The organism is Spirosoma jeollabukense (assembly GCF_054777855.1).
In genome coordinates, this window is the sequence record NZ_BAAHAD010000002.1 from 147,727 (window position 1) to 174,126 (window position 26,400).

Annotated in this window: 19 protein-coding genes; 12 read left to right on the forward strand and 7 right to left on the reverse strand. The window is 50.4% G+C overall.

Annotated elements, in window-relative coordinates; translation table 11 throughout:
* The first annotated feature begins 33 nt into the window (after positions 1–33).
* From ACYVEA_RS09010 to ACYVEA_RS09045, 8 genes are all read left to right on the forward strand, one after another.
* On the forward strand, positions 34–1,932 hold the full coding sequence (locus ACYVEA_RS09010; protein WP_461113099.1) for an exo-alpha-sialidase: 1,899 nt from the start codon (positions 34–36) through the stop codon (positions 1,930–1,932).
* Positions 1,933–2,118: 186 nt separating this feature from the next.
* Positions 2,119–2,853 carry a D-lyxose/D-mannose family sugar isomerase gene (locus tag ACYVEA_RS09015; protein WP_461113100.1) on the forward strand — a complete coding sequence of 245 codons (735 nt, stop codon included), beginning with the start codon at positions 2,119–2,121 and terminating at the stop codon, positions 2,851–2,853.
* A gap of 75 nt (positions 2,854–2,928) precedes the next feature.
* On the forward strand, positions 2,929–4,257 hold the full coding sequence (locus ACYVEA_RS09020; RefSeq protein WP_461113101.1) for a bile acid:sodium symporter family protein: 1,329 nt from the start codon (positions 2,929–2,931) through the stop codon (positions 4,255–4,257).
* Positions 4,258–4,420: 163 nt separating this feature from the next.
* Complete coding sequence (locus ACYVEA_RS09025; RefSeq protein ID WP_461113102.1) at positions 4,421–5,107, forward strand: RNA polymerase sigma-70 factor; 687 nt, start codon at positions 4,421–4,423, stop codon at positions 5,105–5,107.
* Positions 5,108–5,164: 57 nt separating this feature from the next.
* Positions 5,165–6,175, forward strand: a complete 1,011-nt coding sequence (locus ACYVEA_RS09030; protein ID WP_461113103.1) for a FecR family protein — start codon at positions 5,165–5,167, stop codon at positions 6,173–6,175.
* Positions 6,176–6,537: 362 nt separating this feature from the next.
* Positions 6,538–10,041, forward strand: coding sequence for a SusC/RagA family TonB-linked outer membrane protein (locus ACYVEA_RS09035; protein ID WP_461113104.1), 3,504 nt, complete (start codon positions 6,538–6,540; stop codon positions 10,039–10,041).
* 30 nt (positions 10,042–10,071) lie between these two features.
* Positions 10,072–11,676, forward strand: coding sequence for a RagB/SusD family nutrient uptake outer membrane protein (locus tag ACYVEA_RS09040; protein WP_461113105.1), 1,605 nt, complete (start codon positions 10,072–10,074; stop codon positions 11,674–11,676).
* A 174-nt stretch (positions 11,677–11,850) separates the two neighbouring features.
* A complete protein-coding gene (locus ACYVEA_RS09045) occupies positions 11,851–13,311 on the forward strand; it encodes a sulfatase family protein (RefSeq protein ID WP_461113106.1) in 1,461 nt (486 codons plus the stop codon).
* A gap of 203 nt (positions 13,312–13,514) precedes the next feature.
* Here ACYVEA_RS09045 and ACYVEA_RS09050 read toward each other — a convergent pair whose 3' ends face one another.
* Complete coding sequence (locus tag ACYVEA_RS09050; protein WP_461113107.1) at positions 13,515–14,420, reverse strand: LysR family transcriptional regulator; 906 nt, start codon at positions 14,418–14,420, stop codon at positions 13,515–13,517.
* A 106-nt stretch (positions 14,421–14,526) separates the two neighbouring features.
* On the opposite strand from ACYVEA_RS09050, the gene ACYVEA_RS09055 reads away from it, so the two are divergent.
* Complete coding sequence (locus ACYVEA_RS09055) at positions 14,527–14,943, forward strand: hypothetical protein (RefSeq protein ID WP_461113108.1); 417 nt, start codon at positions 14,527–14,529, stop codon at positions 14,941–14,943.
* A 68-nt stretch (positions 14,944–15,011) separates the two neighbouring features.
* On the forward strand, positions 15,012–16,022 hold the full coding sequence (locus ACYVEA_RS09060) for an EamA family transporter (protein ID WP_461113109.1): 1,011 nt from the start codon (positions 15,012–15,014) through the stop codon (positions 16,020–16,022).
* A 187-nt stretch (positions 16,023–16,209) separates the two neighbouring features.
* On the opposite strand, the gene ACYVEA_RS09065 is transcribed toward ACYVEA_RS09060, so the two are convergent.
* Positions 16,210–18,711 carry a TonB-dependent receptor domain-containing protein gene (locus ACYVEA_RS09065; RefSeq protein ID WP_461113110.1) on the reverse strand — a complete coding sequence of 834 codons (2,502 nt, stop codon included), beginning with the start codon at positions 18,709–18,711 and terminating at the stop codon, positions 16,210–16,212.
* 304 nt (positions 18,712–19,015) lie between these two features.
* Here ACYVEA_RS09065 and ACYVEA_RS09070 point away from each other — a divergent pair, with 304 nt between their 5' ends.
* On the forward strand, positions 19,016–19,501 hold the full coding sequence (locus ACYVEA_RS09070) for a hypothetical protein (RefSeq protein ID WP_461113111.1): 486 nt from the start codon (positions 19,016–19,018) through the stop codon (positions 19,499–19,501).
* A 327-nt stretch (positions 19,502–19,828) separates the two neighbouring features.
* Here the strand turns inward: ACYVEA_RS09070 and ACYVEA_RS09075 are convergent, their stop codons facing one another.
* From ACYVEA_RS09075 to ACYVEA_RS09095, 5 genes are all read right to left on the reverse strand, one after another.
* A complete protein-coding gene (locus ACYVEA_RS09075) occupies positions 19,829–20,581 on the reverse strand; it encodes a LytR/AlgR family response regulator transcription factor (protein WP_461113112.1) in 753 nt (250 codons plus the stop codon).
* On the reverse strand, positions 20,581–22,206 hold the full coding sequence (locus ACYVEA_RS09080) for a sensor histidine kinase (RefSeq protein WP_461113113.1): 1,626 nt from the start codon (positions 22,204–22,206) through the stop codon (positions 20,581–20,583). The genes ACYVEA_RS09075 and ACYVEA_RS09080 overlap by 1 nt, the downstream gene beginning before the upstream one ends.
* Before the next feature lie 220 nt (positions 22,207–22,426).
* Complete coding sequence (locus ACYVEA_RS09085) at positions 22,427–24,085, reverse strand: carboxylesterase/lipase family protein (protein WP_461113114.1); 1,659 nt, start codon at positions 24,083–24,085, stop codon at positions 22,427–22,429.
* A 116-nt stretch (positions 24,086–24,201) separates the two neighbouring features.
* Positions 24,202–24,354, reverse strand: a complete 153-nt coding sequence (locus tag ACYVEA_RS09090) for a hypothetical protein (RefSeq protein WP_461113115.1) — start codon at positions 24,352–24,354, stop codon at positions 24,202–24,204.
* Positions 24,329–25,753 (reverse strand): MFS transporter, encoded by a 1,425-nt coding sequence (locus tag ACYVEA_RS09095; RefSeq protein WP_461113116.1) that lies wholly within the window; start codon positions 25,751–25,753, stop codon positions 24,329–24,331. The genes ACYVEA_RS09090 and ACYVEA_RS09095 overlap by 26 nt, the downstream gene beginning before the upstream one ends.
* A gap of 127 nt (positions 25,754–25,880) precedes the next feature.
* On the opposite strand from ACYVEA_RS09095, the gene ACYVEA_RS09100 reads away from it, so the two are divergent.
* On the forward strand, positions 25,881–26,369 hold the full coding sequence (locus ACYVEA_RS09100) for an Lrp/AsnC family transcriptional regulator (protein ID WP_461113117.1): 489 nt from the start codon (positions 25,881–25,883) through the stop codon (positions 26,367–26,369).
* Positions 26,370–26,400: the final 31 nt, after the last annotated feature.

Here is a 26,400-nt window from a genome sequence, read left to right on the forward strand (position 1 = left end):
GCGGAATTTTTTACGAAAGAAAACAGTCAACTTATGCAAGTAACTCTAAGACAATTTGTCCGGCAGGTTAGCGTACTGGTAATGGTACTGGGGAGCTTTACAGGGCATCTGTATGGGCAGGATACGCGCCATATTAAAAGCGGTACCATTATTCCCGACGAAACCTACAGCGATCAGCCGTACATCGTGAAAACCAACGACGGTGCCTGGCTTTGTGTGCTAACGACAGGGACGGGCCACGAAGGGGCTTCCGGTCAGCACATTATCTCGGAGCGGAGTTTCGATCAGGGGAAAACGTGGGTAGATAAACGGGATGTGGAACCCGGCGACGGTCCCGAAGCATCCTATGCCGTTTTATTGAAAGCACCGTCGGGCCGAATCTTTGTCTTCTACAACCACAATACCGACAATACGAGAGCCGTAAAAGGAGATAATCCGCCATATAAAGATGGTCTGGTGAAACGCGTGGATAGCCAGGGCCATTTTGTCTTCAAATACTCGGACGATCATGGCAAAACCTGGTCAGACAAGCGGGTCGATATCCCCATTCGCACCTTCGAGATCGACCGGAAAAACCCGTATCAGGGTAAAATTCAGTATTTCTGGAACGTAGGACGCGCGTTTGCCTACAACGAATCGGCTTACGTTCCCGTGCATAAAGTCGGTGGGTTTGGCGAGGGCTTCTTTACGTCGAGCGAAGGGGCGATCCTACAAAGTTCCGATTTGTTTAAGGTTCAGGACCCCGCTCAGGCGAAGTGGACTACTTTGCCGGATGGCGAAATTGGACTACGCACTCCGCCCAACGTGGGTGGTCCCATTGCCGAAGAGCAGAGCGTATCTGTGCTGAGCGATGGGTCTTTTTACTGCGTTTACCGGACCATCGATGGACATCCGGCCTACACGTATAGCCGGGATAGGGGCCACACCTGGGATGCGCCCCAGTATTTGCGCTACGCGAATGGGCGATTGGTGAAGCACCCGAGAGCTGCCAATTTTGCCTGGAAGTGCGAAAATGGAAAATTCCTGTACTGGTTTCACAATCATGGCGGCCGGTTTATTCGCGAGCACCCGAACCGCCGTAGCATGGCGTATGAAGACCGAAATCCGGCTTGGGTGCTGGGAGGCATCGAAGCAGATTCGCCAAAGGGCAAAATTATCAAATGGACGCAACCCGAAATTCTGTTGTACGACGATGATCCATTGATCCGGATGAGCTACCCCGATTTGATCCAAGACAAAGGCGCGTACTACGTTACCGAAACCCAGAAAGACATTGCCCGCGTCCATAAACTGGACGAAACATTGCTGACGCAACTCTGGAATCAGTTTGATAATCAGGCGAAAACGCAAACGGGCATTGTCCTGAACTGGTCGAATAAAAACGGTAATTTCCCCCAATCGGTAGCGGCCCCGGTGTTGCCCGAATTTTATAAACGGGACACCCAGCGGCTGGAGCAGCCGGGCATGAGTGTAGCGAACGGATTTACGATCGACATGGCCTATACGCTACGTGATCTGTCTGGAAATCAACTACTGGCCGACACGCGGACGCCGGATGGGAAAGGCTGGTTGCTACGTACTACCGATAAAAAAACGCTGGAAATCGTCCTCAACGATGGGCGAACCCAATCGGTTTGGGCCTGTGACGAAGGCTTGCTGAAAGCCAATCAAAAACAGTACGTCAGCATTATTGTCGATGGTGGTCCCAAAATCATTGCCTTCGTGGTCGATGGAGTTTTGAACGACGGGGGCGATACCCGTCAATTTGGCTGGGGCCGGTTCAACCCGCAGTTGAAATCCGTCGCGGGTGCTCCGACGCTGCAAATTGGTACGAAGCTGAACGGGTCGGTTCAACAACTGACGGTCTATGATCGGGCCATCCGCGTTTCGGAAGCCATTGGCAATTACAACGCTTATCAGAAAAATCAATAAAACCACGGAACTAGTAAGTAGACATCATAGGATTAGGTCACCGGTAAAACGTCACCCACTGGCGTGACAGTTTTCTTCCCCTTCCTGACTTATCGTTCAACCCTATTTTTCGCGATAGATCAAGCTCCCAAATCTGGAGTTGTGGCATCGCTTCGTCAAAAAATCACCCCTTAACGAATCATTTTTATGAACTTGAAACGCTCCATTGTAAACGCCAGTATCAACACGGCAAAGGAAGTCATCGCTCATTTTGGTATGCACCTGCCGCCCTTCGCTCATTGGACGGTTGAGCAATGGCTCCAGATGGGACCGGATTGCAATGAAATCCGGGATTGCATGTTGGGCTGGGACGTAACGGATTTCGGTAGCAAGGATTTTCACAACATTGGCCGAACGTTATTTACGGTCCGTAATGGCCGAATGAACCAACCCAATTACCCAAAGCAATACGCCGAAAAATGGTTAATTGACCCTGAAAATCAGCGGGCACCTGCCCATTTTCATTTGTCGAAACGGGAAGATATTATCTGTCGGGCGGGCGGAAACGTACTGGTTCAGCTCACGAAAGCCGATCCCGAAGGCAATCCGTCCAACGAACTGTTTACGACGCAGGTAGACGGGTGTACGCGTCGACTGGGGGCCGGTGATATTGTGCGCCTGCATCCGGGCGAGAGCCTGACCATTCATCCGCGGACCATTCACCAGTTCTGGGGCGAAGAAGGCACCGGCTGGCAAATTGATGGGGTTGGGTATACGCTCAGCGCTGAGATTTCGAGCGTTTGCGATGACCTGAACGATAACGTTTTTCTGGTCGATTATGGCATTCGATTCCCCGAAATAGAGGAAGACGAAGCCCGTGCCTGTTACCTGTGTCATGAGTATCCCAACGCCAGCCATGAGCTTATCGATACCGTGAGCTAGGAAGTATAAATGGCCAAACCAGGCTATTTATGCGTACTGCTAATCAACCCTAATTCAACTGACTTTCTCCCCGTTATGCATCGAGTCTATCCCTTTTTGCTCACTCTTGCTACGTTGCTCCTGTTAAGTGCCGGACTCCTGTACGCGTTTGATAGGCTGGTTATAGCAGGCCCATTGCTGATAATCGCGCTGGTTATGCTGGCGCTGGCGTTTCGGGGCTTTCCGTACTTGAAGGGTTTTTCGTACACCATCTGGATATTGGCTGCGGTGACGGCAGCGATGTTCTATCCGACGTATTTCTTCACCGTCGGCGATTTTCAACTCAAACGATTGATCGTCCCTTTCGTGCAACTGACCATGTTTGGTATGGGGTCGCACATGAGTTTCGATGATTTCAAAGGCGTCATCAAAATGCCGAAAGGCGTCTTTATCGGTGTGAGCTGTCATTTTATCATCATGCCGCTGGTGGGGCTTGCGTTGTCGAATCTTTTTGATTTTTCGCCTGAAATCGCCGGGGGGGTCATTCTGATTGGTTGTGTTTCCAGTGCGATGGCGTCTAATGTAATGTCCTATCTATCAGGAGCGAATCTAGCTTTGGCAGTCACGATTGGGGCCTGCTCAACCATACTATCGCCATTCATCACGCCTTTCCTGATGAAATGGCTGGCCGGTCAGTACGTTGACATTGATATCTCACACATGATGATCGACATCACCAACATGATCATCATCCCGATTGTGGCCGGGTTTATTTTTAACTTGTTTTATTTTGGTCAGGAAACCAGACGCGCTAAAACAGCACAGCTACTTGCTTTTGCAGGAATTATTCTTGTAACAAATGTGCTGATGAAATTTGTGATGAACAGCTCCACCAGCGCGTTCCTGATAACACTGGCTACGTCTTTTTTTTGGTTCTATATACTGCCGATGCTGGCGGCTATTTTGCTGAAAAACTGGTCGGGTGTTAATCGGGCAATGATCGAAAATGGCCTCTCATTTGTGGCCATGCTTGGTATCGTGGTCAATACGGTGATTATTACAGCGTCGGGTCGCGACAATCTGCTTCAGGTTGGCGGGTTGCTGATCATCACTTGCTTACTGCACAACCTTACCGGCTTCAGCGTGGGTTACTTTATCGCCTGGTTGCTGGGTTTACCTGAGAAAGACCGCCGAACCATCGCCTTCGAAGTTGGCATGCAAAACGGCGGAGTGGCTACAGGATTAGCTTTACAGATGGGCAAAGTCGCTACCGTAGGGCTTGCGTCCGCCATATTTGGTCCGCTACAAAACGTAACCGGTTCGGCATTGGCAAACTGGTTTCGCCGAAGACCAACGGATTCAACGGGTAGTGAGCAACATTCGATCGACACAACCTTGATAAGGGCTTCTGATGAAATCGCTTGACTCAGTTATTTTTCGGGTGCCGGACCGGCCCGTGCTAGATTGAAAGAAAATTATTGACTTTATTTTAGAAAAATTTAAAATCAACTAAGGGGATTTTTACCAAAAGTTGTCTTGTATAGTATACGATTGACTTTTTCGCGACTTGTCAACGTAGGCACAGGCTATGCAACTTCGATCCTTACTTGATTCTGCTGATCAACCGGCTCAGGCAAACTTAACCCGTCAGCGTTTGCCTGAACCGGTTGAGGTAGTCGAAGAAAACCCCGCAGGTAACGACACCGAACTTTTCATTCGGCGAACGTTTGCCGAAAGCCCCAAAAAAGGATGTGAACTGCTTTTTCGCCGGTATTATCAGGCGTTGTGCAGTCATGCCGTACGATTCGTTTACTCGAAAGAAACGGCTGAGGATCTTGTCAGCGAGGTTTTTTGCAAGTTCTGGAAAACCAAAGCCTACGAAACCGTTACGTCGTCTTATCGGTATTATTTGTTCCGCAGCGTTCGCAACGAAGCCTACAACTACCTCCGTTTAGAATTTCAGCAACTGGACGATATCGAGACCGCAGCCGTTCGGGAGGATGCATTCAGCCAGCGGCCCGATCAGATTCTACAGTTTGAAGAAGTGTTTCACCAGGTCGAGGATCTGGTCGAATCACTGCCCCCGCAATGCCGCAAAGTGTTTCTGCTGAACCGATTCGAAGGCAAAAAGTACCAGGACATTGCCACCGAGTTAGGGATTTCCATTAAAACGGTCGAAGTCCATATTGGTAAAGCCCTGGGCATTGTCCGGAAAGGGTTGAAAGACCATTGGTTGATGGTTATGGTGGCTGTCTGGCGGTTGTTCCCCTTTTAACGGAATAAGGGGAGTTCGCCTAAAAGTTGTCTTATCAAGTAGCAGACTGACGCAGCCATGGAATCGGAAATCAACAAAGAGTTACTAATTAGCCATTTCGCCCGGAAAACATCCCCACTACAGCGTGAGCTGATTGCGCAATGGCTTCAGCAGCGGGAGAACGAAGAGCAATACTACGAATGGCTGGAAGAGTGGGAAATTCAGCATCCCCAGTATCTGACTCAACCAGAACGGAGTCTCCAGCGGTACAGCCGTTTTTTAGCGGAGAACCCACACACGGCCGAAGGAGAAGAGATTTCTGAGCCGCCAATTGCCCCGTTGCCAGTACGTTGGTATAATCGGAGCTGGCTGGTAGCGGCTTCAGCGTTGTTGATCCTTGGCCTTGGTGCGCTGCTATTTCGCCATCAGATTCTGTACCAGACCTATCAAACGCCCTTTGGCGAATCTCGTTTCATTCGACTGGCCGATGGAAGTACAGTGGCGCTCCAGGCGAATTCGACGCTGCGTGTGCCCCGGTGGGGATTTGGGCAGAAAACCCGTGACGTGATGCTAACGGGCGAAGCTAATTTTTCGGTGACGCACACGACCACCGACCAGAAATTTGTCGTCAAAACGGACAACCAGCTAGAGGTTGTGGTGCTGGGCACCGAATTCACCGTTTTTGCCCGGAAGCGGGGCGCAAGGGTTGTGCTGAACAGGGGGAAAGTACAGCTTCAGTACCAGGAAGGCCAGACTGCCCGTCAGCTAACCATGAAACCCGGTGATCTGGTCACCCTCGATCGCGAGAATCATATCGCGCTGAAAACGGTAAAGCACTTGCAAACTATTCAACCCGTTGCTAAAGAGAAGCGTTTCGTCTTCCAAGAAACTACACTGGAAGAGGTTTCTTATATGCTCGAAGAAAATTATGGACTTCAGGTTAAGATCAACGATCAGGCCCTGGCCGAGCGGGTACTCATGGGTTCATTCCAGGCAGATAACGTTGATCAACTCCTGCAATCCATCTCCGAATTATTAGACGTCAACGTAGTACGGCAGGGGAATCAGGTTCAAATCATGGACAAATAGTAGGTTGTGAACTAACAGCCTCAGTCTCATTGGAATGCTGTTCTCCTGGTCCAGGTAGGTAACGGATTGGGTTATGTATAACAGTAATTCTCGATAGACTAAAGGGTAAATAGTTGATAGTCAATTTTTTAAATTTTGCTTGGAAAACTACTGCCGCTTATTAACCTTTGCCTATCAATTAACAATACTTATCGTGTTTCTGCCAATGTCAATGCGCTCACCAATGTACATGCTGCCCTGGAAACAATAGGGATTTCTGTTGCCTGAAGCCTACCTGGAGGCAAAGCACACAACGACCTACCTGCTGATAACTTACGTATGTCCGCTGTAAGGACACCAATCAATTAACTTTTTTCACTTCTATGAGAAATCCTTTACGAATAACCCCAGTTATGGGTCTTTTGTCGATGTTGTTACTCGCCGGTATTCAGCCGGGCTGGTCGCAGTCGGTTGTACTCGCCAGTAATGTCCAGCCAACCCAGATGGCACAGGCGAAAGCGGTCAGTCGTCAGCTAAAAGACGTATTAAACGATCTGAAAACGCAGTATGGTGTCAACATTATGTTTGAGTTGCGAACGGTGGAAGGTATTTCTGTCACGCCGGAAAGCCTGAATTCGAAAGCGACGCTTGAAAAGAATCTGGACAACTTACTGCAACCGCTGGGGCTACGCTTCAAAAAAGTAAACAGTAACTCCTACCTGATTCTGGGCGACAAAAAAGCGAAGAAAGTGGCGTTCGTTGATGGCCCACTCCCCGAATCGACGTCCGGTCAGGAACCGAATCCATCTGCGGAATCCATCGCTAAAGCCCAACCGGCTACGTTGCTGGCAGTAACCAGAACGGAAGTCGCAGCCGACCCAATTACCGGAACCGTGAAGGGGCAAAACGGCGAAACGCTGCCCGGCATTAACGTAGTGATTAAGAACACGACGAAAGGCACCAGCACAGATGCTAACGGTAAGTTTACGATCGACGCGCCCGCCGATGCGATACTGGTTTTTTCGGGGATTGGCTTCACGACGCAGGAGGTCTCCGTCAACAGACGTAGCAAACTCGATGTCGCCTTACTGACTGACAACAAGCAGCTTGACGAAGTTGTGGTGGTGGGTTATGGGACTCAGAAACGGAATAGCCTGACCAATTCGGTCTCACAGATTGGGGCCGAAGAAATTGCCCGACGACCGGTTTCCAACATTCAGCAATCCTTGCAGGGGCAAATGCCGGGCGTGACGGTACTGGATCAGGGTGGGTCCCCCGGTCGTACCAACACGGCGATCCGCGTGCGGGGTATCACTACGTTCAATATCGGCAGCACCAATTCCAACGGTATCAATAACAGCACCAGCGGGAGCACCGGCAGTTATGACCTAAGCAAGAACGACGCTCTGGTGATTGTTGACGGGATCGAGCAGCGGCTATCGGATATTAACCCCGATGATATCGAAACCGTTACGGTGCTGAAAGATGCGGCCTCTACGGCAATTTACGGGTCCAGAGCTACCAACGGCGTAGTCGTCGTGACAACGAAACGGGCAAAGGGTAGCAAGGTTCAGGTGGACTACAACGGCTATTATGCCATTCAGAATTCGATCAATAAACCGCAAATGATGGGGCTGGAAGACTACATGCGGATGCAGGTCGCGGCCTATACGAACGCGGGCTCTGCCTTGCCCGCCCGCTTCACAGAAGCCTCTATTCAGGCGTATATCACTGCTACCGACCGTGAGAAGTACCCGCTACCCAATACCTGGTTTCAAACGGTGCTGCACGCGGCCCCGCAGCAAAATCATACCATCGCCGTGTCGGGCGGCAACGAAGCGATACGTACCCGGTTGAGCCTGCGCTATCAGGACCAGGCGGGTATCATTACGCATTACGCCAGCAAAATCGGCGAAATTCGCCTGAATACGGACTATACGATTTCACCCAAAATTCGCGTCAGTGGGGACATTAACTACCGGTACAACTATTCGGTAGCGCCCACGGTCGACCCGATCGATCGCCTGTACCACGGGTCGCTCTGGGCTGTACCCAAATATGCCGATGGTACGTATGGATTGAGTACGCAGGGGAATAATCCACTCATGAACGCCGAAATCGGGGGGGACTCCAAGCGGTTCACGGACTATCTGGCGGGCTATGTAAAGGCCGAATGGGAAATTGTTGACGGCTTGACGTTCTCGACGCAACTGGCGGGTCGGGGATTTTTTACGTCGGAGAAAAACTACACTAACGCCTTTACCAACGTCGATAAAATTACGAATATCACCAAAACGGTGGCCAACAATAGCCTGACCGAAGTGCGCAATACGTTACGGGAATACACGCTGATCAACCTGCTCACCTACGAGAAGAGTTTGGGTAGCCACAATTTTAAAGGACTTCTGGGTTATTCGCAGATTGGCAACACACAAACGTTTTTGACTGCTTATCGGGAACGGTTCTATAACAACGACATTCAGTCCATCAGCCAGGGCGCCAACGACGGCACGAAAAGCAACAGCGGGAGTGATGCTATTTATGGATTACGCTCGTATTTCGGACGTATCAATTACGACTACGATGGAAAATACCTGGTTGAAGTCAACGGCCGTTACGACGGTTCGTCCAAGTTTACCGGCGAAAAACAGTACAGTTTCTTTCCGTCCTTCTCGGCTGGCTGGCGACTCTCGAAAGAGAACTTCTGGCAGGGATTGCAATCGACAGTGAACGACCTGAAAGTGCGCGGTTCCTGGGGTGTAACGGGGAATCAGTCCGTTAATTTGTACAGTTACTATGCCGCACTCGCAGCCAGTGGCTACAATTTCAACGGAGCCTCGGTACAAGGCTATCGCCAGACGACCCTCGCTAATACCAGCCTGGGATGGGAGTCGACAAAGCAACTGGATTTGGGGTTAGATGCTTCTTTCCTGAACCGGCGGATGAATCTGACGGTCGATTATTACCGAAAGCTCACCTCAGACATCCTTCTAAACCTGGATATTCCGGCGACGGTTGGCCTGCTGGCCCCTCCGCAAAATGCGGGTTCTGTGGAGAATAAGGGCTGGGAATTTAGCCTCAGCTACCGGGGTGGTAAGAATCCGTCGGCGTTGCAATACAATCTGGGTGCCAACTTCAGTATCAACGAAAATAAAGTCGTTGACCTGAAAGGGACCGGTCCCTACATCACGGGCTCAGATATTGATCCCCGCTACATCATCGCCGTAGGTTTGCCTATCAATACGTTGTGGGGCTACAAGACTGACGGGCTGTTTCAGACGCAGCAGCAGATTACAGAATACAAAGCGACCTATGCCGCCAACACCAAACCCGGCGACGTGAAATACGTGGACCTAAACGGGGATGGCAAGATCGACGCCAATGACATGACCAACATTGGTAACTCGTTTCCCAAGTTCACCTTCGGGCTCAATTCCAATTTTTCGTACCGGAATTTTGAGCTGAGCCTGCTCTTTCAGGGAGCCGCCAAAGTAGATACCCGGCTGGCTGGAGCATTGGCCGAGATGGGCAATCAGGAAGGGTTTACGGCGTCGATTTACGCCAACAATTACTGGACGCCTGAGAACACCGGCGCTCGCTTTGCCCGACCCCTCAAGTTTGATCTGCGGAACGTAGCAACCTCCGACCGGCTGGTTATCGACGGCTCGTATGTCCGGTTGAAGAACGTTCAACTGGCGTATTCGCTACCGACGGCTTTGGCCAATAAAGTGCGGCTGAATCGGATTCGCGCCTACGTATCGGCGACGAACATATTTACCATTTCGAAACTGAATGAGTGGCATCTGGACCCCGAAGCCGGATCGGGGCGGGGCGTTTATTATCCGCAAACGGCGCTGTATACACTCGGGCTCAACCTGCATTTCTAACGTGACCCACCTCGATTCACATTGACGATCATGAAACGAATAAAGAATCTATTATTTCCTGTATTCCCTGGTTTGGTTGTTCTTTTGGGAATAGCATTCACCTCCTGCGATCGGGAGTTGCTGGAGACCGTTCCCAACGATCGCTTGTCGGAAAGTCTGTTCTGGAAAACGGAGAACGATGCCCGACTGGCCGCGAATTCCCTCTATACGGATCTCGACAGTACCAACATCATCAGCTGGGATGCCATGACAGACATTGCCCACACCAACCAGCCGTTTGATGTGCAGGCGTATGTCGAACTGGGTCAGTATGACGCTACCAGTTCGAAGGTTTTTGGCGAATGGACACGCGCTTACAAAGGAATCCGGGCCTGCAATTACTACCTGGAGAACGTCGATAAAGTGACGTCGACCAATACCGCACTCATCAACCAGTTCAAGGGCGAGGCCAAGGCGCTGCGGGCCTATCAGTATCTGAAACTGGCTGCTATGTTTGGCGATGTCCCCTTGATTACTACCGCTATTACGTTGGACGAAAGCCGCACATTGACCCGTGCACCAGTTTCGCAGATCTGGGATTTTGTCGACAAGGAACTGGCTGACGCGGCTGCCCTTTTACCCACCACCTATGCCGCCGTCGACAAAGGTCGGGTGACTAAAGGCGCAGCGCTTGGTTTACGGGCGCGGGCCAATCTGTTTGCCGGGCGGTATCAGCAAGCTGCCGATGCCGCCGATCAGGTGATGAAGCTGGGTATTTATGGGCTAAACGATACGTACGAAAAGCTGTTCACTGTAGCGGCTGAAAACAACAAAGAAGTCCTGCTGGATCGGCAGTTCATTAAAGACACGTACCCAATCAACGTCTTTAACCTGCTGGGACCTTACAGTCAGAAAAACGCCCAGAGTACGTATGTGCCAACAAAAGCTCTTGTGGACATGTATGAAACGACGGCGGGCAAGCTCATTACTGATCCGACCAGTGGCTACGATCCGGCAAATCCGTATGTGAATCGGGACCCCCGGCTTAAGTTTTCGGTGTTTCTGGCGGGCGATCCCTTGCCCAGCGGTATTACGTTTCAACCCGCGCCCAACAGCGGGACGGCGGATGCCGTTGGGAATACGTACATTGCTTCAACGACGGGTTTCAATATTAAAAAATACATCAATGCCGAGGATTATGCCAACCCCGTCAACGGTGGAATTAATATCATTTTGCAACGGTATGCCGAGATTTTGCTGACCTATGCCGAAGCAAAAATTGAACTGAACCAGTTGGATGCGAGTGTGATAACAGCCATCAATACAGTACGTAATGGACGAACAGACGTAAAGCAACCAGCCGTCAGCAGCACGGCAACCCAGGCCGACTTGCGGGCTATCGTTCGTCGGGAGCGTACGGTTGAACTCGCTTTTGAAGGGGTTCATCTGTTCGATATTCGGCGCTGGAAAACAGCCGAAACTGTAGTGCCCGGCCCCGTTTACGGGATCACCTACAAAGATGCGACTGGCGCGCTGGCGACGATTCAGGTAACGGCCGTTAACCGGACGTTTGACAAAGCCCGTCACTATCTGTGGCCAATTCCACAGCGGGAGCGAAACCTAACCCCAACGCTCACCCAGAATCCGGGCTGGTAACGGATTCTACTTTGTCCTGCTGGACACATTTTTGTCCTGCTGACGAAAGGAAGCATCTTAGGTTTTCCTTGTAAATGAATCAGGACACTTTAAGATGCTTCCTTTCGTCAGCAGGACAGAAATCATCGCGCATAATTTTCAAGAAGCAGCCGCTTATATTTTAAAATAGATTGTATGGCATTTATTCCCCAACGTTCGTCGCGTACTGTACTGAGTATCTTTTCCCTGATTGGCCTTGGCTTGCTGATCAGTTCCTGGATCGGGAAACCGGCTCCAGCATCACCGCCCAACGTCGTCCTGTTTTTCATGGACGACCTGGGCTACGGCGACCTGTCTGTGACGGGTGCGCTGGACTACACGACACCCAATCTGGACCGCATGGCCGCCGAAGGAACCCGTTTTACGAATTTTCTGGCGGCTCAGGCCGTGTGCAGCGCGTCGCGGGCGGCTTTACTAACGGGTTGTTACCCTAATCGCTTAGGTATTTCGGGCGCGCTGGGGCCTAATTCGCCGATCGGTCTGAATCCAAACGAAGAAACCCTGGCCGATCTGCTGAAAGAACGGGGCTATGCAACCGGTATTTTTGGCAAATGGCATCTGGGCGATAAAAAGCAGTTTTTGCCCTTACAACAAGGCTTTGATGAGTATTACGGCGTACCCTATTCGCACGACATGTGGCCGTTGCATCCCGCTCAGGCCCAGGCAAATTACCCGCCACTCCGTTGGATCGAGGGCAATGAACAGAAGGAAGAGATCAAGAATTTAGATGACGCCAGTCACATTACGTCGACCGTTACGGAAAAGGCGATTTCCTTCATTCGGAACCACAAGAAGAAACCGTTTTTCCTGTATGTACCGCACCCGCTGCCCCACGTACCATTGGCCGCTTCGGCCCAGTTCAAAGGGAAAAGCGCGCGGGGTATTTTCGGCGACGTACTAACCGAACTGGACTGGTCGATTGGGAAAGTGTTGGACGAGTTGAAGCAGCAGGGATTGGAGAAAAATACGCTGGTCATTTTCATCAGCGACAACGGTCCCTGGCTGAATTATGGCGATCATGCGGGATCGGCGGGTGGTTTCCGGGAAGGAAAGGGGACCTCGTTTGAAGGTGGGCACCGCGTTCCCTGCCTAGTACGCTGGCCGGGCGTAGTGCCCGCCGGCCGGGTGAGTAACAAACTGCTGACCACGATGGACATTCTGCCGACGGTAGCCAAACTTTGCGGGGCCCGATTGCCCAAACAACGTATCGATGGCGTTGATTGGATTGCGTTGCTGAAAGGCGATAATACCGTAACACCCCGCGATCATTTCTATTATTACTACCGCAAAAACAGCCTGGAAGCTGTTCGTCAAGGCGACTGGAAATTGGTGTTCGCGCATCCTGGCCGAACGTATGAAGGCTTCCTGCCGGGCCAGAATGGCAAGCCGGGCCCCAGCACCGAAACGCACGAATTCCCCGTCGCGCTCTATGATCTCCGTCGTGATCCGGGCGAGCGGTATGATGTGCGGGAACAACATCCTGAACTCGTTGCCAAGCTGGAAAAACTGGCCGAAGAAGCCCGCGCTGATCTGGGCGATGATATTCAGAAACGTACCGGCGCTAACGTGCGCGAACCGGGCCGAGTGAGCAACTGATAAATGGCTGATGACTCGCCGGGTAATAGTAGGAGGCAATGTTTGGTAAACATGTCAGAAAGGCAGGTACTTGCAAATGGACAAGTACCTGCCTTTCAAGTTGTATCAGGCGTAAGTTGAACGATATTAGATAGCTCTAATAGGCAGTGCGTTGGTGCTGATGGCTGTTAAAATCAAACTCCACTAGGTTAAAGAGCATAAACTTAGACAGGACACGCGTAACCATCCATTTCTTTCATGTAACAGGCCAGTTGCTCAATAAAAGCGGTTGTATACGGTTGTTGTTGTTTTGTCTTGAGCATAGCTGCGTACCATGTCCGCAGTATTCGATCCTTCGTAACCGGGACGGCTGTCAGTTGACCCGATTGCAAGTACGGTCTGACTATCCAGTTGGGTAGTACGGCCACCCCCAGACCCGCTTTTACCATCTCCAGAATAGCTTCCGTCAGCGTGATTTTATACACCTTCGCGGGTCGGCGGTGTTTAAAGAGCATCATGAAGTTCTCGCTTTCCTCGTCAGGAATATTGTACATAACGTAGTTATACTCAGCAAACTGATCGATTTCGACCCACGGCTGATTGGCCCAGGGATGATCGGGAGGAACGATGGCCATAAACTCATCCTGAAAAAGCGATGTGTAATTAAACTTAGGATTCTCATTGCCTTCCGTGATAGCGACGTCGATCTTGTTATCCAGGAGATACTGGTTCGCATTATGGGTAATGGCTTCCATTTCAACCTTGACATCCACTTTTGGATAAAGGCTCTGAAACTCCCGCAGAAACCCCGCCAGCCAATGGTAGGACGTGTAGCATTGCGTACAAAGCCGCACTTCACCAGCTTCTTTATCTGCCAGGCATCGGACTTTAGCCCTCGTTTCGGCCACAGTCTGCAAAATCTTATCGGCAGCCTCTAAGACGACCGCCCCCGCCGGAGTCAGCAGCATCTGTTTTTTGTCACGGATGAAAAGCTGCGTGTCAAAATAGCTTTCCAATTCCTTCAGCTGATGACTCAGCGCCGATTGGGTCAGAAAGAGTCGGTCGGCGGCTTTGGTCAGGTTGCCGACGGTCGCTACTTCCTTTACCATCTGGAGATGTCGTAATTCCATGATGAATAATATTCATGATTTGGTCAAAAATAATTCGTTTTGCTAATATATCAAAACGTCTCACCTTTGACCTGATCAATCACCCAATAAAAAACAACACTACAAAATGAAAACTACTACACAACACATAATGAACGTATTGCTGGTGAGCCTGCTCATGACAGTCAGTGGAATTAATGCGCAAGCTGCTATCCAGAACCCGGATGAGTCAACGCCGAAAGAGCGTTCGTTTGAGGTAGGTATATTTATGGAAGCTGAATGGACGATAAACCTGATGCTGGCCGTTCATCAGCCGAAGCGGATCATGATTACGCTACGGAATGAAAAAAGAGTCGTACTTTATAGAGAGTACCTGAGGAAGAACACGACTACGTACCGACGCAAGTTTAAATTCGACAAATCTGAAATCGAATCGGGTGTATATGAGTTTGAAATCACTGATAATCAACATAAAATCGTTCGCCGGGTCGAAGTAGTAAACATTCCAACCGTTGAATCACAGCGGTATATTACCTTTGATTAATCCATGTCATGTAGAGACGAAATGGCTTGTCGCACCGGTAGACGGGTCTCTACTAATCAACCCTGAACATGAAAAAGGATTTAACACAAACCAGCGGCCCAGCAGCCTCCCCAGCCCTGGTTATTCTGGCGTTCGCCACGGTCTATATTGTCTGGGGATCTACCTATTTTTTCATACAAATGGCCATGAGCGGTTTCCCTCCGCTGTTGTTGGGGGGCGTTCGCTTTTTAATGGCCGGTACGTTGCTGCTGGGTTGGTGCATTAGCAGAGGAGACCGGATCTTTATAAAAAGCAGCCTTATTACCTCGGCTGTGGTTGGCATCTTGCTACTCGTGGTCGGCAATGGTGTCGTGATTTGGGTTGAACAAACCTTACCCAGTGCCCTGGCGGCCATCTTAGTGTCATCGGCACCGATCTGGTTTGTCCTGCTCGATAAGCCGAACTGGGGCGTCAACTTCAAAAGCAAAGCCACGATTGGGGGGCTTGTCATTGGGTTTATAGGGGTACTCGTGCTGTTTGGTGAGCAGTTGAACGATCTGTTTGCGGGCAACACCGACAAATCTAAACTTATAGGCATGGGCCTGCTGGTTATCGGGTCAATCGCCTGGTCGTCGGGGTCGCTGTACTCAAAACACCACCCTTCCGAAGGTTCACCAACGGTAAATGTAGCCTGGCAAATGATCATCGCCGGGCTGGTGTTTCTGCCCGGTAGCCTGCTCAACGACGAATTTGCCCGGGTGCAGTGGACACACATACCGACGCAGGCCTGGCTGGCGCTGGGGTATCTTATCCTCTTTGGATCAATTGCGGCATACAGTGCCTATGTCTGGCTGTTGCAGGTGCGCCCTGCCACGCAGGTCAGTACGTATGCCTACGTGAATCCGGTTATTGCGGTTATTCTCGGGGTGCTGTTTGCGCATGAGCCAATCTCCCTGTTGCAGATCACTGGACTGGTCATCATACTGGGTAGTGTGCTGCTAATCAATCTCTCGAAATATTATGCGGAGAGGGGTAAAGTACTGGAAAAGAAAGATTTGGAAGCGAAATTCGATAAAAGAGTCGCTAGAGCTGACATATAATGAGTTATTGCCGTAGCAGTCACTGCTACGGCATTAGCCTATAAAAGGTACATTTTCTACAACGTATTAATCATTTGCTGCGCTTTTGTGTCTTACCCCCAACCCCCTAAAGGGGGCTTAGCTCGACTATTCTCAACCTAAGCCCCCTTTAGGGGGTTGGGGGTAAGACGTAAAAGTTACATCAAAATTAATTCCCGCCAATACGTCCCTGCTCATCCTCCACACCCGACCGGCGCTGGCGAGCGGCCTTCAGGTTACGGTTGCCGAAATTATAGGTAAAGGTCAGTCGGGCGACGCGGCTTTCCCACCGGCTGACAAAGTCAAGCCGGGTGTTGGGAAGGTTGGCAGACCCAGCCCCCCGCATCGTATGCAGCAGGTCGCTAACGTTCATCCGTACCATAGCGGCTTTTTTCCAAAGGGTTTTCTGGACACCTACGCTAAGTTGCCCCTGACTTTTAAAGTGCATTTGTCCGTAGACCATTGGCGAGTTGTAGAAACCGGATAACTCGGCTATGAAACCGTGAGGAAGCACGAAGCTCTGATTCATGGTCAGGTTGGCCGACAGTTGCCGGTAATCGAGTCGTTGCCCGGCGTATTCGGCGTCGTAGGCATTCCAGAATACGTTCGCGCTGGGGCGGATAGTCCACCACCTGGTGAGCTGGATAGGCAGGCTGATGGCGAGGTTGACATTATCGAGAGCTGCCAGATTGACCGTAGTGGCACGTAGTGTTTGCCCTTGTGGATCGTTGACCCCCGTAATGACATCGGTGGTGTGGTTGTAGCTCAGGCTGATGCTCGTTTCGCCTTTGTAGGTATAGCCAACCTGAAACGCATTCGTGTACTGAGCCCGCAGAAACGGGTTTCCTTCGCGATACGTGTACGGGTCCATCACATAGATGAAGGGATTGAGATCCTGATAGTTAGGTCGGTCAATACGTCGGCTGAACGAGCTTCGCCACTGATGGTTCGGGCTGGCGTTGTAGGTGACGAACGCGCTTGGAAACAGGTTAAGGTAGTTGCGATCCACAATCTTGTTGAGCGTCACGGAGTTGCCCAGCGATCGCGTATGTTCGGCTCGCAAGCCCCCCTGCACCGACCATTTGCCCCAGTCGCGGCTACCGTTCAGATAGGCAGCCGTAATGGTTTCGTCATACAGAAAATGATTGGTCCGTTGCGGATCGGGGACGTAGCCCTTTTCGGTGAGCGTTTCGAAACGCACGTCATTATCCGACGTTACGTAGGAGATTTTACCACCCGCTTCGAGTCTGGCATTTTTGCCCAACGGATGCACGTAGTCCGCTTTGGCCGCCCGGATCGTGACCGTTGAAGGAGGCAGATTTCGCTGGATTACCATAGGCCGAACCTCTTCACCCAGTGCGTTCATGTAACTGGTACGCATGTTGTCCTGCGGCTGGATTCTCACCTGCGATACGTCCATATCCACCGTCAGTTCTCGGCCCAACGTATCGAAACTATGCTTGATATTGGCATTGGCCGACAACCGCTGCATAGCCCGCGTAGAGGCATTGACCATCGTAACGGTTTGCTGAAGCTGCCCGTTGGCGTCGTAAACCAGATTACTGTTGTCGATTCGGGCATTGTTGTTATTTACGGCGCCATTGAACATCAGGCCTAGCGATGTACGTTTTCCGAACGCATAATCAGCGCCCGCTTTGAACGTGTGGTTGCGATCGGTGCTGGGCCGATAGCCAAGGTTGCGTACTGAGGTCAACGTATCACCCGAGCCAAACCGGCGGGTCGCATCGATCGACCCGAAGTTTTCGCGGTAGTCGTAATTGTAGTTCCCAAACAGACTTAAGCCCCCCGCTCGATGGTTTACGGTTAGGCCAACGGTTGCTTTCGGAACGCGGCCATACCCTCCGCCAACACTGGCGTTGCCACTGGTTCCACCTACGCGGCTGCCTCGTTTGAGCCGAATGTTGATGATACCCGCGTTTCCGGCCGCGTCGTATTTAGCTGACGGGTTCGTAATCAGTTCGATGGTCTCGATACTGTTCGAGGGCGTATTACGTAGTAGATTGACCACTTCCTGAGCGGAGAGATAGGTGGGTTTGCCGTCGATCATGACGAGCGTTCCCTCACGACCTTTGAGCGTGATTCGTTCATTCTGCGAGTCGACCAGCACACCCGGTGCTCGTTCGAGGATTTCGAGCGCTGTACCACCGCTGGCAATGACGCTGTTCTCGACGTTGAGGACGGTCTTGTCCGGCAATTGTTCGATAAACGGTTTTTTCGCGGTCACGTTTACCTCCCCAAGCGTGTGACTGTCTTCCCGCGCCAGCAAGCTTGGAACCAGAACCGTAAGCTGGTCATCTTTGACCGTAAATGGCGGTGAAATAACACGTTGATAACCAACCATCGTGGCGGCTACCCGGTACGTACCTGACGCTACGTTCTCGAAAACATAGTGTCCGGCGGTGTCGGTAACGGCGCCCTTTGCCATAGAGGAATCGGCACGTAACAGAACCATCGTGGCAAATTCGACCGGCTTTCCGGTTGCGTTTCGAACCTGACCTGATACGGTTATACGCGCCAGGTTTTGCGCGTAAACGGTGCTGGTAAACAGGCTGGTGGCTAACAGCAGAACGACTACCCAGTAGTAAGGAAGGGACGCGATGGGAGAGTACAGGTCAGCCATAATGGGGGAGGAAGGTTGTTGATTGCTCATCGTATGTTGTGTTTACTGATGAGGCAAAATTGGCCGTTTGACTGATGCTCATCAATCGCATGAAAATGTGAAAAATGGGGTCAAATCACCGCATACGCATGCGATTGGTTATCGACGAAGTAAGAGAAGTTTTGTCCAGTAGCTTAGCATGTAGACCCGTGAGGCTGGGACTAGTAAATAGTGGGGCCTCAAGGTTATAGTAGCCTTCCACGCCTGCTCGATACGCAGGTCATCGAACAGGCGCTAGTTAAGACTAAAGGTGTATATTTATGCTGGGTGAATATTGAGCCGCTTTTGACGTAGCATGGAAACCGAGCCCCCTATTCAGACCGCTGGTAAAATGGCTATAAGCGCACTGCGAGCCTTGCTTATCCTTGTAGTCGTGGCGATAATGGCTTTAACTGTCGTTTTGTTCTTCCATCACGTTCCTGATACGGACATGGAGTTAACGAGTGTGGCTAGAGATACTACGTTTTACGTCGGAAGAGCCGAAAGTGACGGAGGCAGAATGGGTTATATTTCTTTGTTAGCAACGGGTGAGTTAGATGATTCAACGGCCTCCATTCTGATTGATTGTACCAAACCACCCGCCCGAGCCGGTGAACTTCAGCCTTCTGGAGGGGAAATTAATCAGCTGTATACTAGTGACTTTTACGATGCTAAAGCCAGGGTGACCTACCGTCATGGGCGCGTTAAGCAGGGCAATTTACGCCTGCAAATCGTGTTTTCGCTCCCGCCTGACAAGTGGGGCTATATACTTAAAAACAGATATTGGACCAGGGCAAAGTAAGGATCATTCATACTATTACCTATATATAAATAACCATTATTATGACTAAGGATCGGCTACGTCCAGGGCTTCAAATTCTACTTTGGAGCGTTTTTCTTACCTTATGCATCAATCATTTTATACCAAACCTGAATCCTTTTTTAGGCTTGGTTTGCAGCGTCCTATTATTGATATTGGTTGTAAGTCAACTGGTTTTCCTGAGGAAACACGGACTCGTCTATGTGGGAATATTCCTGCTCTGCTTACTTACAGTTACTGCCCTTTTGCTGTATTTTGATAGCCTGATTTTCAGCTATCCTAAACGCTATTATAGTACTGCCTAGTTTATTATACATGCAGCGCCTTTTTCAGGTCTTCTTTCTTCCCTCTGGATATCGGCACTTCGGAACCATCGGTCAATAGCAGGAAGTCGCCAAACTCCTTTTTCCAGCTCTTGATGAATGATTTGTTGACCAGGTGCGACTGATGGCAGCGGATGAAACCATACGGAGTTAATACGTCATCGTACGCATAAATGGGCTTACATACCAGCAGTGTTTCGCCATCGGCCAGGTAAAAGGTCGTGTAGTTGTTAGACGATTCGCACCGGATGATTTCGCTGGTTTTTACGAAACGCGTTTCCTTTGCCGTCGCCAGGGCAATACGCGGCTCGTCCTGACTCTGGCCAGTTTTCAATACCTGCATCAGGTTATGAAGGAGTTGATTCTGTTCTTTCAGACGGTGCTGTTTGGTGGCTCGCTCGACAGCTGCCTGTAATTCATTGATATCAACGGGTTTCAACAGGTAATCAACTGCTGCAAACCGCAACGCCTGTAGCACGTATTGACCATAAGCCGTTACAAAAATTACTTCAAAGTTGTATTCAGGCAGGCTACGCAAAAAGTCGAATCCATTTTGTTGTGGCATCTGGATGTCCAGAAACAGCAAATTGGGTTGATGCGCATAAAGCAAGCGTTTAGCAGCCTCACCATTCAGTGCCGTACCACATACGTTCACCTGGGGACAGTACGTCTTTAGCAGCGCTTGCAGGTTGTCTAAATTAGGCTGCTCATCGTCGATTAAAAGTGCTTTCGTTCCCATCAAAACCAGTGGTCAAACGTAAGAATAAGTTGCGTGCCCGCCGGACTGGAATGACGCATAGATAAGGCAATCGGACATTCGGAGCGAAGTTTAGTTAACAGGTCAATCCGATCACGGGTTAGTCGTAACCCTAAACCAGGGGTTAGCTGATCGTCGGTAAAGCCTTTCCCATTGTCAGTTATCGTGATGATCATCGCGTTGTCAGATCGGCTCACGTTAAGGTCAATATAGCCTTTTTCCTGTAGTGACGCGACCCCGTGTTTCACCGCATTTTCAACCAAAGGCTGTAAAAGCAGCAGGGGTATGTCCGTTTCATACACATTGATCGCCGGGTCGACCGTGATTTTATACTGGAACCCGAACCGAAGTTGCTCCAGTTTCAAATACGTGTCTAGCGTCTGGATCTCTTCGTGAAGGGACAGTTCATCCTGGTGGCTATGGTTGAGCGACTCCCGCATCAGCCGGGCAAAGTCTGACAGGTAGCTGTTAGCTCCGTTAATATCCTGTTTATTGATAAGCCCCTGGATTGAGCTGAGCGCATTGAAGACGAAGTGAGGATTTAGCTGCGCGTAAATCGCTTTTAATTCGAGTTGCAACTTGGTTTTATTAACTTCTTCCTGTCTGGTTTTTCGGCGTTGTGCAAAAAATAATAATACGAACAGGCAGGCACCCAGTAGAGCAGCAACGAAAATGCCCGCTAAAATGCGGAACAGGTTCGTTTGATACCAGACAGGTGCTACGTCGAATCGGTATTCGGCAATGTTCTGTGGCTGAGCCGAATAGCGGATTTTTATCATATACTGGCCTGGCGGATAATTTTTAATCCAGACAACATTATTGTCATACTCATTATACCGCCAGGGTATATACTTGTTGCCATTCCGGATCAGTTCGTATTGTATCTGCTCTTTGCTGAAATGGCCATTTCCCAGTAAAAACACAAGGTTTGTATTCGTAGACGATATGTTCAGAACAGGCGGCATTGCACCAACGGGCTGGTTGTCGGGTAGCCAGGGCGACTGCAGTTTTTGAAGGAATTTGTCGAAAGTTTCGGACGTGTAGATATTCGTTATAACCGGCTTAATCGGCTCCCAGGCAACCATTGAGGTGGCCACAATCTGGTCCGTTGCCGTTTTCCTTACGTCCATAATCAGCATACTGCCTAAGCCGGTTCTGTAACCGCCCAGATAGGCCATTCTGGGCAAGCCTGACTGGTGGATCAGGGTTGAATCCGTAAACTGGTTAAGGCTATGCCAGGGGACCAAAATGCGTTTGCTGGGGTATTCAGTCACCCGAAACTGGAACAGGTTGGCATTTTGTGGACCAACTCCCTGCAAAAAGAATTGGGCACGAGCCGTATCGAAGGTGGTGCGCGCTAGGATTTGGGCGGGCCGTAAACGTCGAAAAGTCGCATCATGCTCAAGCGTGTGGAAGTGTTTACTCGTCTCCCGTAGGTCCCAAAAGGCGTTATTCTCTTTGCGAATCGCTAAAATTAACCCCACCGTTGATGGGTTCTCTTTGACCTTGTGGGCAAAACTTTGCGAGTAGTCGCCCCAGTTGATTTGCGCCTGTGCAGCAGCAAAGGTAAGTATTCCGCCAATAAGTAAGAAGGCTGCCTTTTTCATGTTGTCGACATTATGACATCAAAAAAAGGTTCTTTTCTGGCGCCAATGGAGATCAATGTGAATTCGGACAGTCTCAATGTGAATTCGAATCGACTAGTGAGAAAGGCTTCTCTGATGAGTCTATGCAGCATTAGGACGCAAAGAACCAGCTACTTTGTGTCCGCCAATTTTCAGGCGTGACAACAAATTAACTGGTTCTTAACAAATGGGAATCGCTACGTTAGGCCAGCGCTTTGCGGGCCTCGCGATCGGGATCATTGGCCAGGGCGGGGGTATCATCCAGAATCATGGTTTCCCCATTTTGCGTCGTGTACGGCTTCCAGTTGGGCAAGCCGCCCCCGTTTGGATTGCCGGTTTTAACAAAGCTGAGAAAGGAGTGGGCCATCTTATCTGATAAGGCTCTGGGCCGTTTGCCTCCTCCTGTATGGGTGAGCATCAAATCCGTATTGTAAAACCAGAAACAAATATCATCGCAGTGGAACGCCCGCATCCGACCATCGAACAGGGGCGGCTGCCAGCCAAACCAAGCCACGTACACCGGCCCTTTTTGTTTCGCTACTTTGGCATCAGCGGTGGCAACGGCATTCTTCCGGTTAGACACAATGAGCGCCCAGATTTCAATGGGGCGGGCCTTGGGGAAGTTTTTGGCGTAAGCCTCCACGATTTCGCCAGCCTTATCGCCAAAGCGGGGCTTGATTTTCTCTTTCACTTCGGCCAGCGAAATGCTTTCTAACGTAGCATCCGTCCGATCGGGGTTTTGTTCATGAAACGTAGTGCAGAGAATCAGGGGAATGTCGGCTGAGAAATGGGTCGGGTCCGTGAAAAAAGCCCCTTCGTTCATGGTTACGCCGTCGCCTACCGGAGCAAACCCGCCCCGCTGGATATTCATCCGTTTGGCTTCATCGGCCATTTTTTCGACGGCCCGGTTGGCAATGTCAATATACTGACGCCACGGGATCTGCTGAAGTTTGTCGATTTCGCCGGGTTTCAGGCCAGCCTCTTCCATCACTTTCAGACCTAATTTCTCGGCATACTCCTTGTTGACACCCGACAGCGAACTACCGCTCAACGCCACCGCCTTGTGAAACAACCCTTTCGCCGATGGCATATTCATCAGGGTGGTCACTTTGGCTCCTCCACCCGACTGGCCAATGATGGTTACGTTGTTGGGATCTCCACCAAAATTGGCAATGTTATCCTTTACCCAGTCAAGGGCGGCCACCATATCCAGATTTCCTACGTTGCCGGATGCCGCATGGCCACCAGCCGCTTTCAGATGGGTATAGCCCAGCGAACCAAGTCGGTGATTGATGGAACAGAAAACGATATTACCCAGACGAGACAGGTTTTCGCCATGATACCCATCCTGTTCAATCGCGTTGCCATTGACGAAGCCACCGCCGTGCAACCAGACCACTACCGGACGTTTTTGGGTATCCAGCGCTGGTGTCCATACATTTAACTTCAGACAGTCTTCCGAAACATCGTCGTAGTTCCAGTGGTCAACGAAGGAGGCATAGACATTGGCGTATCGTTTCTCCATAATCTGGGGAGCGGAGTTTCCCCACCAAAGGGTAGGCCGAATGTCGGTCCAGGGCGTGGGTTTTTGTGGGGGCATAAACCGATTCTTGCCCGACGTGTCGGCGCCATAAGGAACCCCTAGAAACTGGTGAATACCCCGAAGAATAAACCCCCTGACTTTTCCATGTTCCGTGTTGGCAATAGCAATGTTGTCGCCTACAAATAGAATTTGATCATCGCCAGTTGGTTTTGCGAGTTTTGGCGGAAGCAACGTAGTCGCAGAGGCTTGTTGCGTTACGCCCAAACCGGCGACGCCAACGCCGAGTGACTGTAAGAAATTACGTCTTGACGGTTTCATAACTAATCTTTAATAAAGGTTTAAGGAACAGAAAGACCCCGCTGACTGCAAAGGAGAGGGTACGGTAAAACTTAACTTTCTACCTTGTCTGAAAAGCGAGTGAAGGTTGGTTTTTACTATTCAGATTCGCCGAAATTGCCCGATTCGCTCAGCTTCCGAAAATTCTGAATGTAGAGCCTGTTAACGCCATTCCGGTTAATTTCAATCTGCTGCCAGCGATGATAGAACACCAGTGCACAGCGGCTAAGCTCGCTCAGGATGCAGGTCATTCGGTACGTTGCTGGACGATTTGGGTAGCGACTGCTTGCCAGGTTTGTTTCGGGAGTTGACCAGAAGCGTGGCTAGTCCAAGCAGCGCATATACCCCCAAAATAACGTCTGGAAGGACTCCCATACCCCGTCCACCCGGCTGGGATTCGCCCAGAAACAGCGATACGATCGACAAGCCAAAGCCACCTCCGACGAAATAAGCCGTAGTGTTCACCCCCGATACCAATCCATGATGAGTTTCGGGGACCGGTTGTAGAGAGAGCACCGTCAGGGCAGAAAAGCTCAACGCAATGCCAACACTATTTACCCCCAGAATGGAAATCAGCAAGACAATGAGCGGATGAGCTGTCGATTGGATATAATAGGCCAGAAACAGGGTGCCAACCAGTAAGGAGGCCATCCCTAAAATAGCTGTCTGATATACAGAAAAGCGTTTCAGGAGCACCGGTAACAGGTATTTGCCCGTTAAGGCTGACAGGATACTGAAGGGGAAAAGTAGCAAGCCTGCCTGCGCTGCGTCCAGTTGTCGGTCCTGTTGCAAAACCAGTGAAATTAGAAACAGGTAGCCCGTAAACGTGGCCCCCAGCATTGCCATACCTGCAATTGGGGTCAGAGAGCGCCTGAGGACCGGAAACGAAACCAACGGAAAAGGCTGAGCGCTGTTTCGCTTGGCAAAGAGCCAGCCACCCCCAGCCACCAGCAAGGTCAGCAGGAGCAATAATTCGCCCTGATTCGCCCAGTCGCCTACCTCATGCACTACGTAGGACAAAGCCGTAATGACCAGTGTCAGCAGTAATCCCGATAGGATGTCGGGCAGCGGCTCCGTCCGGGCGGTGTCTTTGGGTAAGTAGCGATAGGCCAGCATCAGTGTGAGCAGAATGACTGGTACGTTGATAAAAAATACCCACTGCCAGCCAAGCCAGGCCGCAATTAAACCGCCAACCGATAAACCGCTGCCAGAGCCCAGAGCCGCAAACGAACTGAAAATGCCGATCGCTTTACTACGGGCACTGGGTTCCGTAAACGTATGGGTGACAATCGAGAGCGCCGAAGGCATTAGCAAGGCAGCAGCTATGCCCTGTAAAGCCCTGAAAATGAGCAGCCAGGTAAATGATCCTGCTAAGCCAGCCCCCAGTGATGTAAGCAGAAATAAGGTGGACGCCGTTAGAAAGATGTTACGTCGGCCTAATGTATCCGTCAGCCGCCCACCCAGAATTAGCAAGCCGCCATACAGCAGGACGTAGAGTGTCTGGAGCCATTGGACCTGAGTGAAGGAGAGCGTAAACCAGTCCTGAATCAGAGGCATCGTCAGGTTAATAATGGCGATGTCCAACGCTTCAAAAAAGACACTAATCGAAGCAATAAGCAGGGCTAGGTTAGGACGGGAAATAAATGACATGGTTGCCTGGTTGTTTTTGCAAAACAACTATTTACAGCATAGAGATAAAAAAACAACGTTACTTTTAGAACAAGTACTGATTTGTTCTGTGATTTGTAGAACAAATGCTTAATCATCTTTTTCATTTATGCCTCAAATAGAACAGTCTGATCGAGTCGTCATCGAGTTGGATGAGAAAGACTACGCTATTTTGCGACTCGTTCAGGAAAACGCCAAACTCACCGTGCGGGAGATCGCATCGCGCATTCACCTGAGCCCCACGCCCACGCATGAACGTATCAAACGACTCGAACAGCTTCAGGTCATCCGGCAGTACGTTGCCCTGGTGGACAATCGGAAAGTGAACCGGAAAGTTATGGTCATTTGCCAGGTCGCCCTGAAAGAGCACGATAAACAAACCGCCCACGATTTTGTGAATGGCATTATTGGTTTCAGGGAAGTTGTGGAGTGTTACAACATTTCGGGCGATTACGACTTTATGCTCAAGATTTTAGCCGAGAGTATCGAGAGCTACCATGATTTTTTTATCAACTACCTGGGCGAGGTCAAAGGCATCCGGAAGGCGAAAAGCGTATTTGTCATGGATATAATTAAAGATTCCCACGTAGTGGTGTAGCAGAATTTAAGGCAAGGCATCAACCGCCCCA

Coding starts and splice junctions, on each gene's coding strand:
- ACYVEA_RS09085 (WP_461113114.1), bottom strand. CDS start 24,085: ATGAAACCGTCAAGACGTAATTTCTTACAGTCACTCGGCGTTGGCGTC.
- ACYVEA_RS09030 (WP_461113103.1), top strand. CDS start 5,165: ATGGAATCGGAAATCAACAAAGAGTTACTAATTAGCCATTTCGCCCGG.
- ACYVEA_RS09025 (WP_461113102.1), top strand. CDS start 4,421: ATGCAACTTCGATCCTTACTTGATTCTGCTGATCAACCGGCTCAGGCA.
- ACYVEA_RS09070 (WP_461113111.1), top strand. CDS start 19,016: ATGGAAACCGAGCCCCCTATTCAGACCGCTGGTAAAATGGCTATAAGC.
- ACYVEA_RS09055 (WP_461113108.1), top strand. CDS start 14,527: ATGAAAACTACTACACAACACATAATGAACGTATTGCTGGTGAGCCTG.
- ACYVEA_RS09100 (WP_461113117.1), top strand. CDS start 25,881: ATGCCTCAAATAGAACAGTCTGATCGAGTCGTCATCGAGTTGGATGAG.
- ACYVEA_RS09065 (WP_461113110.1), bottom strand. CDS start 18,711: ATGAGCAATCAACAACCTTCCTCCCCCATTATGGCTGACCTGTACTCT.
- ACYVEA_RS09035 (WP_461113104.1), top strand. CDS start 6,538: ATGAGAAATCCTTTACGAATAACCCCAGTTATGGGTCTTTTGTCGATG.
- ACYVEA_RS09015 (WP_461113100.1), top strand. CDS start 2,119: ATGAACTTGAAACGCTCCATTGTAAACGCCAGTATCAACACGGCAAAG.
- ACYVEA_RS09090 (WP_461113115.1), bottom strand. CDS start 24,354: ATGACCTGCATCCTGAGCGAGCTTAGCCGCTGTGCACTGGTGTTCTAT.
- ACYVEA_RS09060 (WP_461113109.1), top strand. CDS start 15,012: ATGAAAAAGGATTTAACACAAACCAGCGGCCCAGCAGCCTCCCCAGCC.
- ACYVEA_RS09095 (WP_461113116.1), bottom strand. CDS start 25,753: ATGTCATTTATTTCCCGTCCTAACCTAGCCCTGCTTATTGCTTCGATT.
- ACYVEA_RS09040 (WP_461113105.1), top strand. CDS start 10,072: ATGAAACGAATAAAGAATCTATTATTTCCTGTATTCCCTGGTTTGGTT.
- ACYVEA_RS09080 (WP_461113113.1), bottom strand. CDS start 22,206: ATGAAAAAGGCAGCCTTCTTACTTATTGGCGGAATACTTACCTTTGCT.
- ACYVEA_RS09020 (WP_461113101.1), top strand. CDS start 2,929: ATGCATCGAGTCTATCCCTTTTTGCTCACTCTTGCTACGTTGCTCCTG.
- ACYVEA_RS09075 (WP_461113112.1), bottom strand. CDS start 20,581: ATGGGAACGAAAGCACTTTTAATCGACGATGAGCAGCCTAATTTAGAC.
- ACYVEA_RS09050 (WP_461113107.1), bottom strand. CDS start 14,420: ATGGAATTACGACATCTCCAGATGGTAAAGGAAGTAGCGACCGTCGGC.
- ACYVEA_RS09010 (WP_461113099.1), top strand. CDS start 34: ATGCAAGTAACTCTAAGACAATTTGTCCGGCAGGTTAGCGTACTGGTA.
- ACYVEA_RS09045 (WP_461113106.1), top strand. CDS start 11,851: ATGGCATTTATTCCCCAACGTTCGTCGCGTACTGTACTGAGTATCTTT.